This window comes from Dysgonomonas hofstadii, assembly GCF_014196915.1.
In the GTDB taxonomy this organism is placed as follows: domain Bacteria; phylum Bacteroidota; class Bacteroidia; order Bacteroidales; family Dysgonomonadaceae; genus Dysgonomonas; species Dysgonomonas hofstadii.
The window spans coordinates 339,533-357,553 of record NZ_JACIEP010000001.1 but is presented as its reverse complement, the minus strand read 5'-3'; the positions used below and the strand labels follow the sequence as shown (position 1 = coordinate 357,553).

Sequence of the window (18,021 nt, the reverse complement as noted above, 5' to 3'; positions counted from 1 at the left end):
TCGATTTAATGGCTAATTAGAGATTAATCCCATTCCGGATTTTGAATCATATGTTTATTCTTTATTACCTCTGAATATGGAATCGGATACAGATAGTTCTTTTTCTCGTCGAAATTGACAGTGACTACATCCACCCTGTTTATTTCGTTTGCTCCTGAATTCCTAACTATCACAAGGCCTTGAAGTGGTTTTTCGAATACCTTTCCGGCAATCTTCCAGCGGCGAATATCCCAATAGCGGTGTTCCTCGAAGGCCATTTCTATTCTTCTTTCGTTCCGGATGATCTCCCTCATTTCGCCTTTATCCATATTTTTCTCCAATCCGTACATTCCTTCACTTCCCGGCTCTATTCCGGCTCGTTGCCTGATATCTTTTATAGCCTGATATATCTCATCCGAAGGGCCTGCATACTCATTCTGCGCCTCTGCAAAATTGAGCAGGATTTCAGCATAGCGGAACATAACCCACACATGAAGAGCGTCGTCATACTGGGTTTTAGTCTCCCATTTACCTAAGAATTTTCGCAAATAATAGCTGGTTACAGTTTTTACTGCCAGATTCGATGGTTTATTGATGCCTCCTTCATAAGTAGCCAGATTGGTAGTGAGCCACAGCGATCCGTTGTGCAATACAGTATATTCCAAGCGTGGATCTCTGTCCCTGTACATATTTTCATCTGAATAGTCACCTGTTTCCATTGCTTCTTTAATAGTTCTTCCGTCTTTCATCAGGAATGCGTCTACGAGATCCTGTGTCGGGCTGTTACGCCCTGTACCCAGGTTGTTGCCTGAAAAACCAACAGGACCGCTATTCTTTTCCAGATCTTTATTATTTCCTCCGGAACGATAGAAGATCAATTCTTTAAAATCGTCCTGATAGTAATTAAGGAACATATCGAGATAATCAGACGTCAGTTTATACTTGCCTTCTCCGTCTGGCCCATAGTTATCGATAAACCATTTTGCGGCATCAGCAGCTTTTTTCCAGCGGTCTTCCTTATAGTCTGTATATCCTAAAAGAGCATCTCCCTGTTTTAGTGTTTCTCCATTAAACAGAGGACTGGCTGCATAAAGCAGCACCCTGGATTTTAAAGCCAGCGCAGCCTCTTTGGTAACGACGTGTCCATCTGCACCAGTATTGGCAATAGGTACAGTACGCAGGCTATCCTTTATTGCGTCCAATTCGTCAATAATAAAATCCACACACTCTTCAAAAGTATTTCGTGGAAGTTCCATATCTGAACCCAATTCATATATATCATTTACCATTGGTACACCTCCATAGCGTTTTACCAATTCGAAATAGAAAAACGCTCTGAGGAAACGGGCTTCTGCTTTCCATGCCCTGTTTAAAGAAATCCCTCCGTTAAAAGTGTCTTTAAGAGGAACAATATCTATATTCTGGATAAAGGTGTTGCACTTCCTTATCCCATTATAGTAGGTACCCCATACCATTTCTGTCGCTATGCGATCATTGGCTGTGTATCTGCCAACCTGCAACTTGTAAATGTCAGATGTATTCTGAACCGAAATTCCATCATCAGATGCAACATCCAGGTATTCATTTCCGATGCGGTTATGTCCGTATGGCATCATTCCATATATATTGGTCAGATATTGCTTGGCTTTAGTTCCCATGGAATCTGTCCGTGAAAAGACATAATCAAGGGTAAACCTCTCGATAGGCACATCCTCATAGTCATTACATGACGAGAAAGACAGTATCGCGATTAATCCTACAAGCGTATAAAATTTATATAGTTTCATCTTTTTCATTGTTTGAGGATAACTTAAAATTTAATATTGACTCCGGTGTTGAAGCTTCTGAGGTTCGGATAATTTGTAAAATTGAGGACTTCCGGATCCAGATCTCCATATGCCGATTTAGTTAACAGGTTCTGTCCGTTTACAAATATTTTTATTCTTAATCCTCCTAAATAATTCCTTGAGAACGAATCAGGCAAAGTATAGGCAATACCTACATTTTTCAACCTGATATAATTTCCTGATTTAACCCAGAAAGAAGTCCTATCCAGTCCCGGATTCGTATTATAATCGTTTACTCCATATTGAGTAGTTACTCCGGCTTTCAGTCTTGGGAAGGTTGCAGTTTCAGCAGTCTCGGGAGTCCATCGGTTCAAGGCATTTTCGTAAGCTTGCCCATAACTTCCATTCGTATAGGAGTTTGTAAAGAATGGTTGTACATAAGCTCCGCCTGCGGCATCAAGATAAATATCCCGGTTATAAACACCCTGTATCAAGGCTGAAAGTTCAAAACCCTTATATTCAAAACCGAAGTTAAACCCGAAATAAGATAATGGTTTGTCGTTCCCGATAACCGTCTGGTCAAACTGGTCTATAATACCATTTCCGTCAAGATCGACATACTTTATATCACCCGGTTTGATATCATAATTCGCTAGTTTTGCAGTCTTGGGATCATCTATTTCGTCCTGAGTCTGGAAGAACCCATCGGCAACATAGCCGAACCATGCTCCAATCGGCTGACCTGTACGACGGTTAAATGGATTTCTGGTGTCCTGCTCATCCATGAATAATACCTCGGTTTTCTGACGGCTCCAGTTAGCAGAAATAAAGTAATTGAAGTCAGCAATGTTATCCTGATATGTGATCGAGAGCTCGGCTCCTGTGACCAGATTTTTTCCGATATTTTCGTTAGGGTAATTCAATCCGATAAGCTCGATACTCTTGCCTCTGGTCTGCAACAGGTCATAATACTTGTCGCGATAGTAATCGGCTGTGAATTGAAGACGATTATTAAACAAAGAGATATCCGCACCGATATTTATCTTATGTGCCTTTTCCCAGGAAAGATTCCAGTTTGCTAATTTATCATCGATTTCCCACACGCTTACAATGGTACTTCTGTTATATCCTGTGAGGTAAGAATTACTGTATCCGTCGCCAGAGCCATAAGCTTGTCTCCAGTCATAATATCCGGCATTGTCCACTCCATTACCTGTATTACCATATACCGCACGTATCTTGAACTGATCCAGCCATTTGACATCCGAAAGAAAATCTTCGCGGCTTACATCCCATCCTGCTCCTACAGCAAAGAAAGTACCCCATCTTTTGCCTGGCCTGTAGCGATTGAAATAGCTTCTGCTGAACGAAGCCTCAGCAAAATATTTCATATCATAATTATATTTCACATTGCCATTCAGATTAGCAGGTCGTTTTGGCAGGTCGTAGTTCAATATTTCTTCTCTGATGTCGCCAAATATCCCGGCACCAATGTTGTGCTTATTTATCGACGTTTCATAATTCACAGCAATCTGACCATACATTTGTTGATAATTTCCTACAGATTTGAAATCATTCGATTGTGTGCTTAGTGAACCAAAATATTCATAATAGCCCGGATTGCCTTCTGTCGCCGAAGGATAATACTGATAAACCAATCCCCGTTTTGAACGCTGTATCGCAGATATACTTTGAGTTGTTATATTACCCCGCATAGTAGCGGAAAGCCCCTTAACATATTTACTGAAATCATACTTCATAGTTATAGCGGCCATTCCGTCACGTCTGTTGTCCTTTATATAACCGGAGTTAACACTCTGAGAAACAAGATTATTATTCCAGGAAAGTGTTCCCCCGTAAGATCCGTTGGGATTATATACAGGAGATGCAAAATTAGGCGTTTCATAAAGCCTTGACAAAATAGTATTTGTCTTTTCTCCCGGCTGGTTTCCGTCTTCTATACGTCCCATAAGAGATACATCTATCTTGAAATCATTCGTAACATTCACATTCACCCGTGATGAAATCAGATAACGTTGATAGCGGGCATTTGTCTCATAATTATCTGTTTTAGAAGAACGGAACAGCCCGTCTTCTTCCAGATAGCCCAAACTTACATAGTATTGGGCCGCCTTACTACCTCCGGTAGCATTCAATGAATATGACTGAATAGTGGAATGATCTTTCAGTACTGCGTCGTACCAATCGGTATTAGGATGAGTATACGGACTGGTCTGATTTTTATAAAGCATATAATCATTGTAAGAATATGAAGCTTCTTTGCCATCGTTTTGTAATGCTTCATTCAACAGATATACATACTGGTCTGCAGATAGTGCCTTCGGTATTTTCATAGGTTTCTGAATACCGAACTTTCCTGTAAAAGATATCTGAAATCCCTGATCTACTGGTTTTTTGGTAGTTATAACCAATACCGGACGGGAACTTCTCATACCTAAGGACATGGAAGATAAGGCGTCTTTCTGAATAGATATTGATTCTATATTTTCGGGATCGAGTGAGTAAAAGTCGCGTTGTACTCCATCTATAATCACTATCGGAGTTAACGTTCTGGAAGTAATACCAAATTCTGTATTGTCCCCATATCCACTGATATTCAATTTGGGACGATTTCCGACAAAGATATCTACATCGAAATTATCGTCTATCATGCTACCTCTCATCCCTCTTTCCTGATTTGTATATAAACCAGCCAATCTGCCGGCAAACGAAGCCGCAATATTACTTGATAAGGTGGTAGTCATCTGATTAGTATACATTGTCGCAGCCGACCCCAGATAGCTTTTCTTATCCATAGTTCCATATACAACATCAAGGGTTTCAGGATTCTTAAATAACTTTTCGGCTATCCTTATCCTAAAAACAGCAGTATCCGCTTCCTGTGTATCACTGTTTTTTAAGATTTCTTTCGGTAGCTTGATCTCCTTAGCCATATATGAAGGGTGAGAAACCATCAGGGTATTACCTGAAGTCCGATCCATCTTAAAAATTCCTTCTTCATTACTGAATGTACTGAATCCTGTCTTTTTTACGGATATTTCAGCTCCTGCCACCGGGCGCCCGTACTGGTCGATGATCATACCCGAAAAGCCAGGTATATCGGTTTTACTATTCTGGGCATGGGCCAAGCCATGTCCAAATAATATCCATATAGTGATTAACAAGAAAACGTTCTTATTAATTCCTTTATATAATTTATACATAAACTTCCTTTTTGATTTTAATATAAATGGATTATACGCCTCATTACCTGCAAGTAAAGCTAAAATTAAACGGTTCTTTCTCCCTGTTTCTATCCCTGCCATTATTCAAAACATCAGGATCGGTTATTACCCCGCTCTGAATTTTATCATCGAGATAGTCGACAAATTTTGAGCCGTCTTCATTTGAGAAATAGTACTCAATCCTGCTCAGCGTTTCGCTTCTGTCTATACCGAAGAACTGTTCGGGCCAGCAGGTCACAGAGAATGACCGTCCAAATTCGCTAAGTCTTGCCATCTTTATTTTTTGGGTATATGTTTTTCCCTCTATCGTGTAAGCCTTGGCATTTATATATACTTCGCTCTCATAGGCAAGATCGTTGAGGAAGAATCCAGGATTTTCATCTATTCCTCCATTGAATCTGAATGAGATTAAATCATTCTGTGTAGAACTACCCGGTACTGCAGAATTATAATGCAATACACAAAAATCGATCAGATCTCCTTCCCCATTAGTGACCTCGAAACAATCGGAATAGGTCCAGTCATTATACGACTTAAGGCTTCCATTTAAATCGCCACCTAAGGCATTGCTATTATTCCCGATATAAAATCCTAATTTACTCCTCACATTATCGGGACCGGTCTTCATTCTCACGGTAAGTTTGAGGTCTTTCCAATCTACAGTACTACCTCCACCTCCACCCATCACATCGGCGCCGTTTTTAGATATGAATGCAGTCCATCCCATATCTGCATCCTCAATGTTAGGATCATCTTTAATCCATATTTTCAGGGCTTCCGGCCATTCCACCCCTGAATAATCTTTATCTGCCGGATAGGTACCGGTTGGTATTGGTTCGAATTCCTGCCAGACATTCCCTAAATTACTGCTTGGTGCTAAAAGTGTAATTTTAGTATTATTTTTTGCATCCCATGATTTAGGTGTAAGCACACCGACAATCAGTTTTTCGTTCGCTTTGTCATCTGTAGCATTAATGTAGACATCGAATGTAAAGATCACCGAGTCTCCTGCATTTACGGAAGTTACAGCCAGGCCATCTTCATTCAATATCTTCATTTCATGGAAACTGACTTCACATGCCACTACAATAAGTAGTATGGAAAGAGCAATGAAAGCGAATACAGACTTCCATTTTTTATCTATATTTATTTTTCTTTTCATATCAATTATTTTTATTAGTTGGATACTCTTTCCAATTCATAAGTATATGAATTAGAGTGGCAGCCTGGCGTAAAAGTCAATTTTATCACTCTTTTACCCTCCGATACGGGATAATTAAGAATAGATACAATCGGTTCGGGAGCATTTGCTTCCTGAAAAGACAGCTTGAAAGGAAAATGTGCATCATCGGTATTCCATGTACCATTGTCTCTTACAAGGAAAGGTAAATAATCATCTATAGAATATGTATTATCCTGATTGATATTGAGCCGGAATTTGCTAAAATCGAAAGAAGAGGTAATATCAACACTATTTCTGGATGCTTTAACTATCTTCCACGAACCACTAATATCTTTGATGCTCTCTCCCTGAATAGTCGGAGACTGGTCTTTAAAGTCATCACACGAGCTTGAGACACATACAAGCATCAGGGTGACAATTATCATTTTTATATACGAAATGATCTTCATAATTATCTGATTTTTGGTTATTCTCTAATTATAATAAGGATTCTGAATCATATCTTCCGATTTGGTTATTTCCTTATATGGAATAGGCCACAAATACATGGACTTATCTGTACGGAAAATGTGTTTACGTACATCAAAACGCCGGTAAACCTTAGATGTTCCTGCTACATCGAGCCATTGAACCTCCATTCCTGTCATTTGTTTATTATCCGTAGTTTCTGCAATCATCCATCGTCTTACATCCCAAAAACGATGTCCTTCAATGGCCAATTCGATACGCCTTTCCTGACGGATGGCCTCTCTCATTTCATTCTCATCCATATTCGGATTCAGGCCGTAATTTCCATCTCCGGCATCTATCCCCGCTCTTTCCCTGATTAGTTTAAGGGCTGTATAAGGTGAAAACACAATAGCGTTTCCTCCTGCATCGTAATAATTGAAACCTGATGCAGGCCCTCCATATTCATTTTGGGCTTCAGCGTAATTAAGCAGTATCTCAGCATAACGTATAACCGGTATAGACTGCTCTCCTCCGTGAATATAGTTTCCGGCAAGTGTTTGCTTCAACTGTTTGCCACTATAGTAACCTGTTGGTGTTCCTTTATGCACAGCATCCTGGCTCGATTCGGAACCATCTGCGTTCAGGTGAATATCAACAGGCCGGGGATTCTCCCTGTCTATGAGAATAACCTGATCGAAATAAATGGAATGATAAAACCGCGGGTCTCTGTTCGAATAAGGATTATTTGCATGATCAGGATTATTCCAGTTAAACACAGAACCATCTTTCATCGGGAAAGCATCTACTAACTCCTGATACGGAAATCCACCCATTCCGTTAGCTCCAAAAGAAGGTGGTTGGAATAAGTTTTCTCTTTCACGGCCTCTTGGGCGTCTCCAGTCCAGTATATGTCCACAATGCGACTCGGGTGTTTCTCCGAAAAACAATTTGGCAAATCCGGCTCCTACTCCCCCATATTCAGAATCTTCATTCACATACAGTTTGTATGCATTCATCCTGATGACTTCGGCAGCAGCATCCGCGGCTTCTTTCCACCTGTTTTTATCATAATCTTCATAACCTACCAGTTCTTTAGGATAAGATTCTCCGGCTTCTGTTTTTGTATCCGTGCCAAATGAGCTTCCATTAAACAACGGACTGGCAGCATAAAGAAGAACTCTTGCAACCAATGCCCGGCAAGCGCCCTTACTGATTCGGCCAAAATCGCGGCCTGAAGTAACGGATGGTAAATATTCTTCGGCAGTCTTACACTCTTTAACAATATAATCGACACATTCTGCGTATGTATTTCTCTGCATGTGTATATCGTCATATACAGTATATATAGTATCGCCAATCAAAGGAATTCCTCCGTAATGCTTCAGTAATGTTGCGTAATACCAGGCTCTCAGAAAACGGGCTTCCGCTTTGTAGGTCCTTTTCAGTCCTTCCTGTAAAGGCGCATGATTAATGCCTTCGAAAAAGATGTTGACCCTTCTGATATTCTCATAACATAATTTCCATGCATCATCGGTTATATTCACAGGATTTACTGTACCCATCGTAAACAACAGATCCGTAGTTATTTTGGGTTTAACCTTCAATTCTACCTCATCACACCCACCTTGCAGACCTCCATATGTTTGGGGAAGGAGCCCATCCCGGTCAAAAAATCGTCTGGGGCTGACATCGAATCCCAGTTCTACGTAGATCTCGCTCAGATAACCAACTGTGTAGGCACTATCCGAAAATATTCTCGGCAAATCAAGATCCGATGTTACGGTTTCATCCAGGAAACTCGCATCTTTACATGATGTTCCGGAAAATATGATCAACATAAATACTAATGAATAGAAAATGTTTTTCATATACATAATTGAATTAGTTAGTAAATAATTTTTATATTTTTCATGCTGACAGATATAATTACCTGCACATGTTTAAACTTATTTTTATGCTGTCAAAAACAGACATTCTGTATAAAATGAGGAAGAGTATCTTACAATCCGTATCCACCAGATGAAGTTTTTTCTGCTTATTCGTTTCCATACAATAATCAGGGAGATTTGTATTTCTCATTTTCTATACAATTAAGGTTAAGTTTATAATTTATGAACGTTTTAACCTGATTGTACCACTAAATAAAATAATAAAAGATTTTTCCAGACAAGGTGTAATTTGTTTCATTCCATTAAATCCGAAGTTCTAATTTATACCCCAATTTTCATTGGGCTGATTTCCCATATATAACTCAAGAGTCCCGCCACTGGAAATATCCGAAAAATCTATGTAACAACTTTTATATTCCTTCCCATTTAACATGGCTTTTTGGATATAAATATTTTCGGGAGAATTATCATGCGCTATTATACTGAATTTATCTCCTTTAAAATATTTAGGATCAAGTTTAAATTCGATTCTATCGAATACCGGGCTGGTAATCTCCAACCGTGTTTCTCCCGGACATACCGGGTGAATCCCCGATGCTGCCAAGATATACCAGGCCGACATTTGCCCTACGTCTTCATTACCCACTATTCCTTCTACTTTATTGGCATAAGCCTTGTCGCAAATATGGCGTGTCCATTTCTGAGTAAGCCATGGTGTTTCCAAACGATTGAAAAGAAAAGGAACATGATGTACCGGTTCGTTGGCATGATTATAGTAATCGTTCCACATAAAATCATCCGGAGTTTTCTCGAATAAATTTGTCAGATCGGCAATAACCTTATCTTTTCCACCCATTAGCTCCACCATACCCGAAATATCGTGAGGCACAAACCATCCCTGCTGATAAGCGTTGGACTCTATACAACCATACCATTCCATTGTTCTTGCATTTTCGGGCCATGCTTCCCATTCCCCATTTTCTTTCTTAGGGCGAAACCAGCCTTTTTCGTGATCAAAGATATTCTTATAAGCCTGCCCTTTTTCTATAAATTGTTTTTCATCATCAATTTTTCCAAGTTCTTTTGCTAACCGGGACACACACCAATCGAAATAAGCATATTCCAGTGTATGCGAAATACTAAGCGGAGGACCTGTATATCCTAACTTATCATTTCCAAATTTCTTTGATGTATTTACCGCATATTGGTAAGCTTTCTCAATATCATAATTGCGGATACCTTTCACATAGGCATCTGCCAGAACAGATAATGCCGGATTGCCGATCATACAACCGGTATAAGCATTCATAAGTTCCCAACGTTCGTAATATTCACGTCCACTCTGATCGGCGAGGGTAATCAGTGAATTCAGCTGATCATTAACCAGTTCGGGATTTATAATTGTTTGTAATGGAAACTGGCTGCGGAATACATCCCAACCACTAAAGATAGTCCGTTTTGTAAAATCGGTCCGATTGAATATTTCTTTATTGCCTCCTACATAACGGCCATCTACATCTACATATATACGGGGATCGATCATTGTATGATAAAGCGAAGTATAAAAAATAGTTTTCTGATCTTCAGTTCCACCTTCTATCTTGATACGGGCCAGTTCTTTATCCCAGGATTCTTTAGCTTCTTTACGTATCTGATCAAAATCTTTATCTATTATCTCAGCCTTGAAATTCTTTTCGGCACCAGCCATATCCACAAAGGATATCCCCACTTTCAGCGTAATTTCCTCATCTTTTTGTGTTTCAAATTCAGTGAAGAAGCCAAGATGTTTGCCTTCGAGTTCCTTTTTATCTCTTATAATAGCCGCCTCCGATACTCTTTTCAGATAAGGAATGCTGACTACATCATCCTTTTTACGTTTCCAGTTATTTGGAATATCGGCACTCCAGAATCCGTAATCACTGATCGGTTTACTAAATTGCGCGTAAAAATGTATGGTATAGTCGGTATTCCCTTCACCATCACCCCAGCCTCCCCCGTCGGGATTGCATTTCATCCAGCCCTGTATCGTACTGTCGTCTAGTATTTTTACATACTGATAAACAGATGTGCCACCTACCCTGCGGGCAAGATCGATCTGTATGCGTGATTGTTTATTTTCAGGAAATGTGAACTTCAATATCCCGCTGTGAGGAGCTGCGGTAGCTTCCACTCTGATATTATAATCAGTAAGTTCAGTCGAATAATATCCGGCTGTGGCTATCTCCGTCTCTTTATTATAATGAGAGCGGTAACCACTAATGCTTCCATCCTCCTTGCCTGCAATTATTTTCAATTCACCTGTAGCCGGCATCACAAGGAAATTGCCCAGGTCGCCAAACCAGCCCACACCACTCATCTGGGTAAAAGCAAAACCTTCGATAGTCTTATGTTCGTAACTGTAGCCCGGACTGTTATCTCCGCCAGTTATGGTATTGGGATTCACCTGTACCATACCATATGGTGTGGTTGCACCGGGAAACGTTTTTCCCAATCCATGATAAACTCCCGCTGCTCCCACGCTGGTGCTGGCTCCTATAAACGGATTAACGTAATCAGATGGAGTAGATTTTTCTGTAGTTTTAACCTCTTTGCTGCAACCCGTTATCAACAGGCATAAACCTGCAAAAGATGTGATTATTGCTTTATACATAGTATTTTGGCTAAATTTATATTTTATTTTTAGTCAATTTTTTTATTAAAAGTGTTTTGATACCAAAACGAGGCATCGAGAGTGAAATGCTGTTCTTTTTGATTGTTTTTTTTGTGATAGTGTTACCATTCAGATCAACTTCTTCTATGCTGGAAACCGGAAAACCAAATGTTAGGTTTTTTAACGAATCGTCCCCTTCAGCATTGAATAGCCTGATCAGGATATTATCATTTTCGGTTTTGAATGCAGTAACTTCATACCCTGTTTCATCTATATTAAAAAACGATTTGTCTACCAGAGCAATCTCTTTATAGAAAGATGCGACCAAAGACTCGTTCCATTTATTGCTTTCTGTGGATATGGCCGCCTGATCCCAGTTTGCTGTATGAGGAATAATGGCATATTTCATCTTTAATGGTCGTGTAATCTTATAATCAACACCCCATAGGCCAACGCCTGAATACTGCGCTGTCAGGCTAAGAGGGAAATCCTCTCCGTAAGAATAAGACGTAGTATGATCAGATAATACAGCAAATCCACATTTTCCGTCTTTCTGCACTAGGTCAACCCAGTTTAGAATAATATTATGCTTGATGCTGTCCCATGTGCTGAAAAATGTGTTTCCATACTTACTTTCACATACATCAAATGGTGCATTTTTATATAGCTTGGCAGAGGATAGACCAACAGGAAACATTACATTCAACTTAAACCTGCCGTCTGTAAAAGCCCTGCGATTATCGCGCCAGTTTCGTCCCTGCTTATATTCTCCAATACCAACATTGTTTTTCCAGTTTACAGTCAGATCGAAATCTATACGCTTTTGCCCGTTTGTCAAAGTAATGATTTGTGTGAAAGGATGAGATGCAATTTCTCCTTCAATCTTCACTTTTTTATAAAAAGAATTGTCTTCCAATACAGTTATTTTAGCCGGAGAACCAGTGGTTGAATAAAAACGGTTTTCTTCGTAGAAATATCCCCGGAGTTCTCCCAGACCAAATTTACTGGCTTGATCTACATACTCTTTATCCTTTTCCTTTTTCGAAATAAGGCTTTTGATCACTCCTCCTCTCGAGGAATCAATAATAATTTTATAAAAGCCATTCTCTAAAATACAATTCCCTTTATTGTCAAAGATAACAGGTGTGCTTCTGGTAATCGCAGGTTGCTGTTCCACGATACGAAATGTTGCATATCCCAAAGACGGAACCTCTGCCTGAAATGATATGCAGAGCGAATCTCCAATCTGCTCGAAAAATGAAGGTAATAATTTACCTTTCGAATTATATATGACAACTTCTTTTCCTATTCCGGACAAGGGCACATTTATCTTTACTAATTCTGTCCGTTTCACACCCAGCGTATTATATACTCTTATATAGCTAACATTGTCAGGATTAGAACCATTCTTTGTTATATATGAATGGATAGCATTTTCAATTATATTCCCAGAAATTTCATTTGTATTACCCGTCCATAATGCTATCTCATCAGCCCAGCTACGCCCTCTTTTGAGTCCATTGTAGGGCACAATCCACGAATCGTGATGCTGTGCCATCATGAGTGTACGCCATGCATTATCTATCCTATCCTGTGAGAATATATATCCGTTATCGATATTTGCCATGGCAGCAATTTTCTCCGCCATGACTATCCTGTTTTCCGAAACACGTACTTCCTGAGCAATCTTTTGTAACACCTGACTACCCCACATGAGATTTACCCGCATTTCTTCCTGCGAAAAATGGTAATCATCATTAGTCTTACCCACAGAAATATTTTCGATATAATCTTTCCATGTAACATATATCGAATTGTTCTTAATATTCTTTCCATGGCCGATCCACGGTCCGTTTTTCCATCCGGCATCCTGATAACACATACCTACCGGATTTTTTATACCATAGTCGAAACAAGATTTAAGGTAAGAATCGGAATTATTCCACGCTTTGGTCTGCCATGTAGAATTATCTTCAAGTTCTTCACAGGCATAACGTGGAACAGTAAGCATAGATGTGCCATCAGGGCCGATCCAGTTCACCAACTCGCCCCCGTAAGCTGCAGTATACCCACCCCAACAGGTGTCGGGGCATTTGAGTACTGCATATTTAAAACCAAACAATCTTAATATCTGAGGCAAGGCACTTGTAAAACAAGGCTCTTCGGCCGAATAGGTAGTATATGTAACATCAGGAAAATGCTGATGTATCTTCTTAATTCCATATTCAAACTGACGGATCAGGCTTTCACCCGAAATATTATAGCAATAAGGCTGTGCATAAGCAGGATTGGTAAACTCGATACGCTTATCGGTCACAATACTTTTGAAGTTATTATAAGCGACCGGCTCTCTAAGCCTCACTGTATCCCAGGTTTCAGGCTCTATTTCAAGACCTATCCGCCATTCGGGATACTGATTGAACTTGTCCACCATGAACTGAGTTACCCACATTGGATAATGCCCGTAGATGCCCCCATGATAGCCATCTACAAAATAGGCCTGCTGCTGTGAGAACACAGTATTACAGAACATAAGAACAGCTAATATAGCTATGACAGCCTTCTTTATCATAATTGTTTCTGACCTGTTATTTTACTCTGATCAGGGTTACTTTCCTCTTTACAGGTGTATTGATATCGTAGATAGCGGCAAGTAACAAATCCATCTGATCCTGCCATGCTTTTCTTATTTCCGGATACATGGTTTTACTCCAAAGATCCCGTTTGGCATTCAACCATCCGTTTCTATCTTTATTCTCATCCAATACTTTAATAGCCTTCCTCGTACTGACATCTCCGGTGATGCCTTTTGGCAGGAAGAAATTGAACTCTACCCATGCATAGTCACGAAAACGGCGCTCTATTTCCCAGCGTTCTTCATTGAGAAACATTACCCGGAGAGCTTGCTGATACTGCGGAGTATTATTCAAAGTAGCCAGATTAATACCATTCGCAAAATCGGCTCCTGTCCAAATACCTATTTCTTCACCATCGATTTGTAATCTATAATTTCCCTTCAGCCCTTTAACCATTAGCATTTCTTTGTTCATTTCTTCGATGAAAGGAACTATTTTTGCAGCTTCGGCCTGACTTTTCTTTTGCATCCATCCCCGGGCAATGGTATCCATCGGATAAGGCAATGCATTGGCCAGATAATCGAAAGTTATGCCAGTAGGAGTTTTCTTTATATCTGAAATTTCACAGTTTGATGAAGATACTAAAGAAGCTTTTGATGCGTCTATATTGATATCAGCTACCTCTTTTCCTGCGAATCCCTGTGCTTTAAGTATCAGATAAGCCATGATCATATGCCCATCGTTATCCGGATGAATCCGATCGTTCCCGCAGAGAGTAAATGCCGGGTCATTTTGCTGGAATTTTTCATTGATCGCTGTCATCGGCTGGTTCAGATCAAAGAATTGCCATCCGTTTACATTAGCCGATTCACGTTGGAAATCAACAATACGGAGCATTGCTTTATTTTTATTTTTGAACGGAGTATTTCCCTCAATAACCGCAGTTTCATCATAAGGAGAACTTCCCATCAATATGATCTTTGTATTGGCCAGTTCTTTAAAACGGGCTTCCATTTGTTTATAAGCTTCATAGGATGCTTTTACTTTTTCATCGGCAAATTTCTCGGGTTGGTCTCCATTATATTCGAAATAACCCGAATCATTCATTCCGAAAGTCGTAATAAGAACAGTAGGCCTTTTGCTAAAGACATCCCCATCGAGACGTCTTACCATATCGCTGGCCTGATCACCACCGATGCCGGCATTCAATACTGTCAACCGCATATCAGGAAAACGAGTCATATAATAAAGCCAAATGTAGGAGTGATAATGACCTCCGTCAGTGATACTATTTCCCAGAAAGACAGCCCTGTCCCCATCTTTGAAAGGGGATATTTGCTGAGCATGGAGAGAAAAAGTCAATGAGAGTAATACAACAAAACTTATGATTACATTTTTCATCTTCGTATAGATATATTTTTATATGATATTAAAAATTCACAGCACTATTTAACAAATGAGAGCTCAGTATCATTACTTCGAACAATCTTTATTCTCCATGTATTCAATGAAACTAAATAAACTTTCCTGAGCTTCTTCCGTATCCTTTTTTTGGGGTAATAAATCAACTATTCCCAATAAATTATGACATTCGACAAATTCCTCTTTCAAAGCCTGATCGCGAACTAATGAAGAAAAGAAAATGTCTGCCTCTTCCATTGCTAATTCATCATTGAAATATTTGTTCAAATAAGCGTTCATCCATTCTGTTCTTTTACTTTTACTATGAACGATCGATGAACAAAATACCCCTAAAGGAACTTATTATATAAAAAAGATTTAAACAGACAGATGATCTTTTAGCTTGATCCTCAATTTTTTCAAAGCTATACTCATTTGATTTTCAACTGTATTGACCGAAATATTAAATCGCTCGGAAATTTCCCTGTATTTCAATCCTTCGATACGGCTCGATAAAAATATTTCGCGGCACTTGTTCGGAAGACTGTCTATAGCATCTGAAACAATCTTTTCCATATTCTTCTCCGAAACAAATGTCTCATCAAATCTGTCTAAAGATTGAATTTTCAGATTCAGTTCCATTTCAAAAGTATTCTGAACAGATTTATTGCATTTTTCCGTAGATAATTTATGCCTCAGGTAATCGAGACATTTATTGCGTACCAACCTGAAAAGATAAGCGTTTATATTATCTATCAGGTGCAAGCTGTCCTGTCTTTCCCATAGTTTTACAAATACATCCTGAATTATGTTCTCTGCATCTTCATTTACGACTACATATTCTCTGGCAAACCTTAATAGCTTTGAATAATAAGAAATATATATTTCTGAAAACGACACAGGAGAAGGCTCCGTATTTATCCTCTGATCATCTACTGTACTCTCATAGATATCTAACAATGTATTTTTATGGATAATCTTATTATATAACATAGCAGTATCAGGTATTTCTTGGTATAAAACTAAGGTCAAATAAAGAATCCCATTTTTACAGCTACCATTTAAAATAGCTCCGGAAATCCTATACGCAAATATAGAAGCAGGAAATACCTAATTATAACAGGAAGTAAGCGTTTTGGTAAATGATTTTAATAACAAAACAGGGATAAGATGTTGAAAATTACAATATTATACAACATAACAAATCTTGTTTTGGTAAAGGACATAGAATCGATTTTTTAGGAGAAAGTACCTATTTTTTTCACTTCTTCTTCAAATTTTTCACTATCAATGATAGCCTTTCCTTTTACTTTGCTTTTGTAATTGTAGATTGTCTGGATAGAATAACGTAAAAATACTGCTATCTGATTCACATCAGTAATACCTAAACGAATGAGTGCAAAAATGCGAAGCTCTGTGTTAAGCTGCTCTTTTTCCAGCTTATAACGTTCATTTTCTCTTAACAGGCTATTGAATCCTTTCACAAAATCAGGATATATCTTAAAAAAAGCCTTATCGAAAGTGATGTATAATTCCTCCACATCTTTCTCAAGGCTCCGGGTTGAAGATGTCAGTTTATACAGGTCATCTACCTGGCCCGCTTTTATTTTTCTGTTCACATTTTTTCTGTAGTCATCCAGCTTATCAATGTATACTCCACATTGATTCATAAAATACCCGATATATTTCTCTTTTATTAGATTGGCTTCGTCCAGTTTCTGATTTACAGTAGCTAATTGTCCATTCACAACTTTAAGATTTTTCCTGGCACGGGACACTATCTTTATCTGCCTGTATATAAAATACAATGCGATGGCAAGTACAATGACAAAGAAGCTGGTGAGTATGGAATAGAGCCGGAGATTCTGCTTCTGCTGTTCGATTCGTTGCAGGTATGTATCTTCAATGATAGGTTGTACCCGTGCTATTACCGTATTACGGAAACGTGAGTTATAGAAGTTGGCATCGTCCAGCGCTGCCCTTATATAGGTATATGCCCGGTTTACATCACCTTTATCATATAGGTTGATAGCCAATGCCAGAAGGGCTTCATTCTCTTTCACTGCCAGGCGGGTATCTGTTATTGCAGCCAAAGCCAGATATTTTTCTACTTGTGTATCATCTTTCATATATCCGTATATGATAGCCAGACTCATTGCCGACATAGCATAACTGTGTGTATAAGGTTCTTCTTTCGAAAAAATATCCATCAGTATCTGGCAAGATTCCTGATATTTCCCTTCATCCTGAAGCTTGAATGCGTTTTCCTTGATATACATCTCCGAATCCTTATTAAGGAATGACATGATAGTATCACGATAAAGCATCTTTTCCTCGAGATACTTACTTCCATATTTAGAATCGTCTGTATATTTTATAAGATTTTCGTAATACCGTATGTAAGTCCAGCAATATATGAACTTAAGGTGCGTCGGAAGATCATTCAGATTTATTGTACTCAATATTTCCTGGGCCTGAGTAAACAGTCCGCATATAGACAGAACAAACGAATAGCGCAGCCTGCTTTGAGATATAAGCTCCCGGTTATTTAATTTTTCTGAGATAAGTATATTCTTATTGATATAAGTAATAGCAGAATCACATATAAACGATTCGTATTCTGAAATAATACTTTCATTTATATTAAATTCATCTTCTAAGGGGAGATTTTTTACCAGTTTCGACTTCAGTTCGTCAATCCTTGATACCTTTTCGGCAGCATAAACAGGCCGCTCGGATATGGTTTTATCCAACACTTTCAGTAAAGAGTCCATTTCATTTTTGGGATATATAACTATTGATATATATAAACAAAATATGAGGAACAATGCCTTTTTCATTACACAAGTTTGGATATAGCA

11 protein-coding genes are annotated in these 18,021 nt (G+C 38.9%); all 11 read right to left on the bottom strand.

The annotated features are described in order from the left end of the window. Positions 1-23: 23 nt before the first annotated feature. Complete coding sequence (locus tag GGR21_RS01050; RefSeq protein WP_394353453.1) at positions 24-1,766, bottom strand: RagB/SusD family nutrient uptake outer membrane protein; 1,743 nt, start codon at positions 1,764-1,766, stop codon at positions 24-26. A gap of 23 nt (positions 1,767-1,789) precedes the next feature. Then, positions 1,790-4,990 (bottom strand): SusC/RagA family TonB-linked outer membrane protein, encoded by a 3,201-nt coding sequence (locus GGR21_RS01045; RefSeq protein ID WP_183305283.1) that lies wholly within the window; start codon positions 4,988-4,990, stop codon positions 1,790-1,792. Positions 4,991-5,033: 43 nt separating this feature from the next. Beyond that, positions 5,034-6,173 carry a DUF4961 domain-containing protein gene (locus GGR21_RS01040; RefSeq protein ID WP_183305282.1) on the bottom strand — a complete coding sequence of 380 codons (1,140 nt, stop codon included), beginning with the start codon at positions 6,171-6,173 and terminating at the stop codon, positions 5,034-5,036. A gap of 14 nt (positions 6,174-6,187) precedes the next feature. Beyond that, on the bottom strand, positions 6,188-6,643 hold the full coding sequence (locus GGR21_RS01035; protein WP_183305281.1) for a DUF5004 domain-containing protein: 456 nt from the start codon (positions 6,641-6,643) through the stop codon (positions 6,188-6,190). A 24-nt stretch (positions 6,644-6,667) separates the two neighbouring features. Beyond that, a complete protein-coding gene (locus tag GGR21_RS01030; protein ID WP_246347954.1) occupies positions 6,668-8,512 on the bottom strand; it encodes a RagB/SusD family nutrient uptake outer membrane protein in 1,845 nt (614 codons plus the stop codon). 337 nt (positions 8,513-8,849) lie between these two features. Beyond that, positions 8,850-11,183: a GH92 family glycosyl hydrolase gene (locus tag GGR21_RS01025; protein WP_183305279.1), complete on the bottom strand. Its 2,334-nt coding sequence runs from the start codon at positions 11,181-11,183 to the stop codon at positions 8,850-8,852. A 16-nt stretch (positions 11,184-11,199) separates the two neighbouring features. Beyond that, positions 11,200-13,752: a glycoside hydrolase family 38 C-terminal domain-containing protein gene (locus GGR21_RS01020; protein WP_183305469.1), complete on the bottom strand. Its 2,553-nt coding sequence runs from the start codon at positions 13,750-13,752 to the stop codon at positions 11,200-11,202. A 19-nt stretch (positions 13,753-13,771) separates the two neighbouring features. Beyond that, a complete protein-coding gene (locus GGR21_RS01015) occupies positions 13,772-15,160 on the bottom strand; it encodes an SGNH/GDSL hydrolase family protein (protein WP_183305278.1) in 1,389 nt (462 codons plus the stop codon). 72 nt (positions 15,161-15,232) lie between these two features. Further along, positions 15,233-15,460 carry an anti-sigma factor gene (locus GGR21_RS01010; RefSeq protein WP_183305277.1) on the bottom strand — a complete coding sequence of 76 codons (228 nt, stop codon included), beginning with the start codon at positions 15,458-15,460 and terminating at the stop codon, positions 15,233-15,235. A 78-nt stretch (positions 15,461-15,538) separates the two neighbouring features. Then, entirely contained in the window at positions 15,539-16,060 is a 522-nt protein-coding gene (locus GGR21_RS01005) for an RNA polymerase sigma-70 factor (RefSeq protein WP_183305468.1), read from the bottom strand. Positions 16,061-16,398: 338 nt separating this feature from the next. Continuing rightward, complete coding sequence (locus tag GGR21_RS01000; RefSeq protein WP_183305276.1) at positions 16,399-18,000, bottom strand: DUF6377 domain-containing protein; 1,602 nt, start codon at positions 17,998-18,000, stop codon at positions 16,399-16,401. Positions 18,001-18,021: the final 21 nt, after the last annotated feature.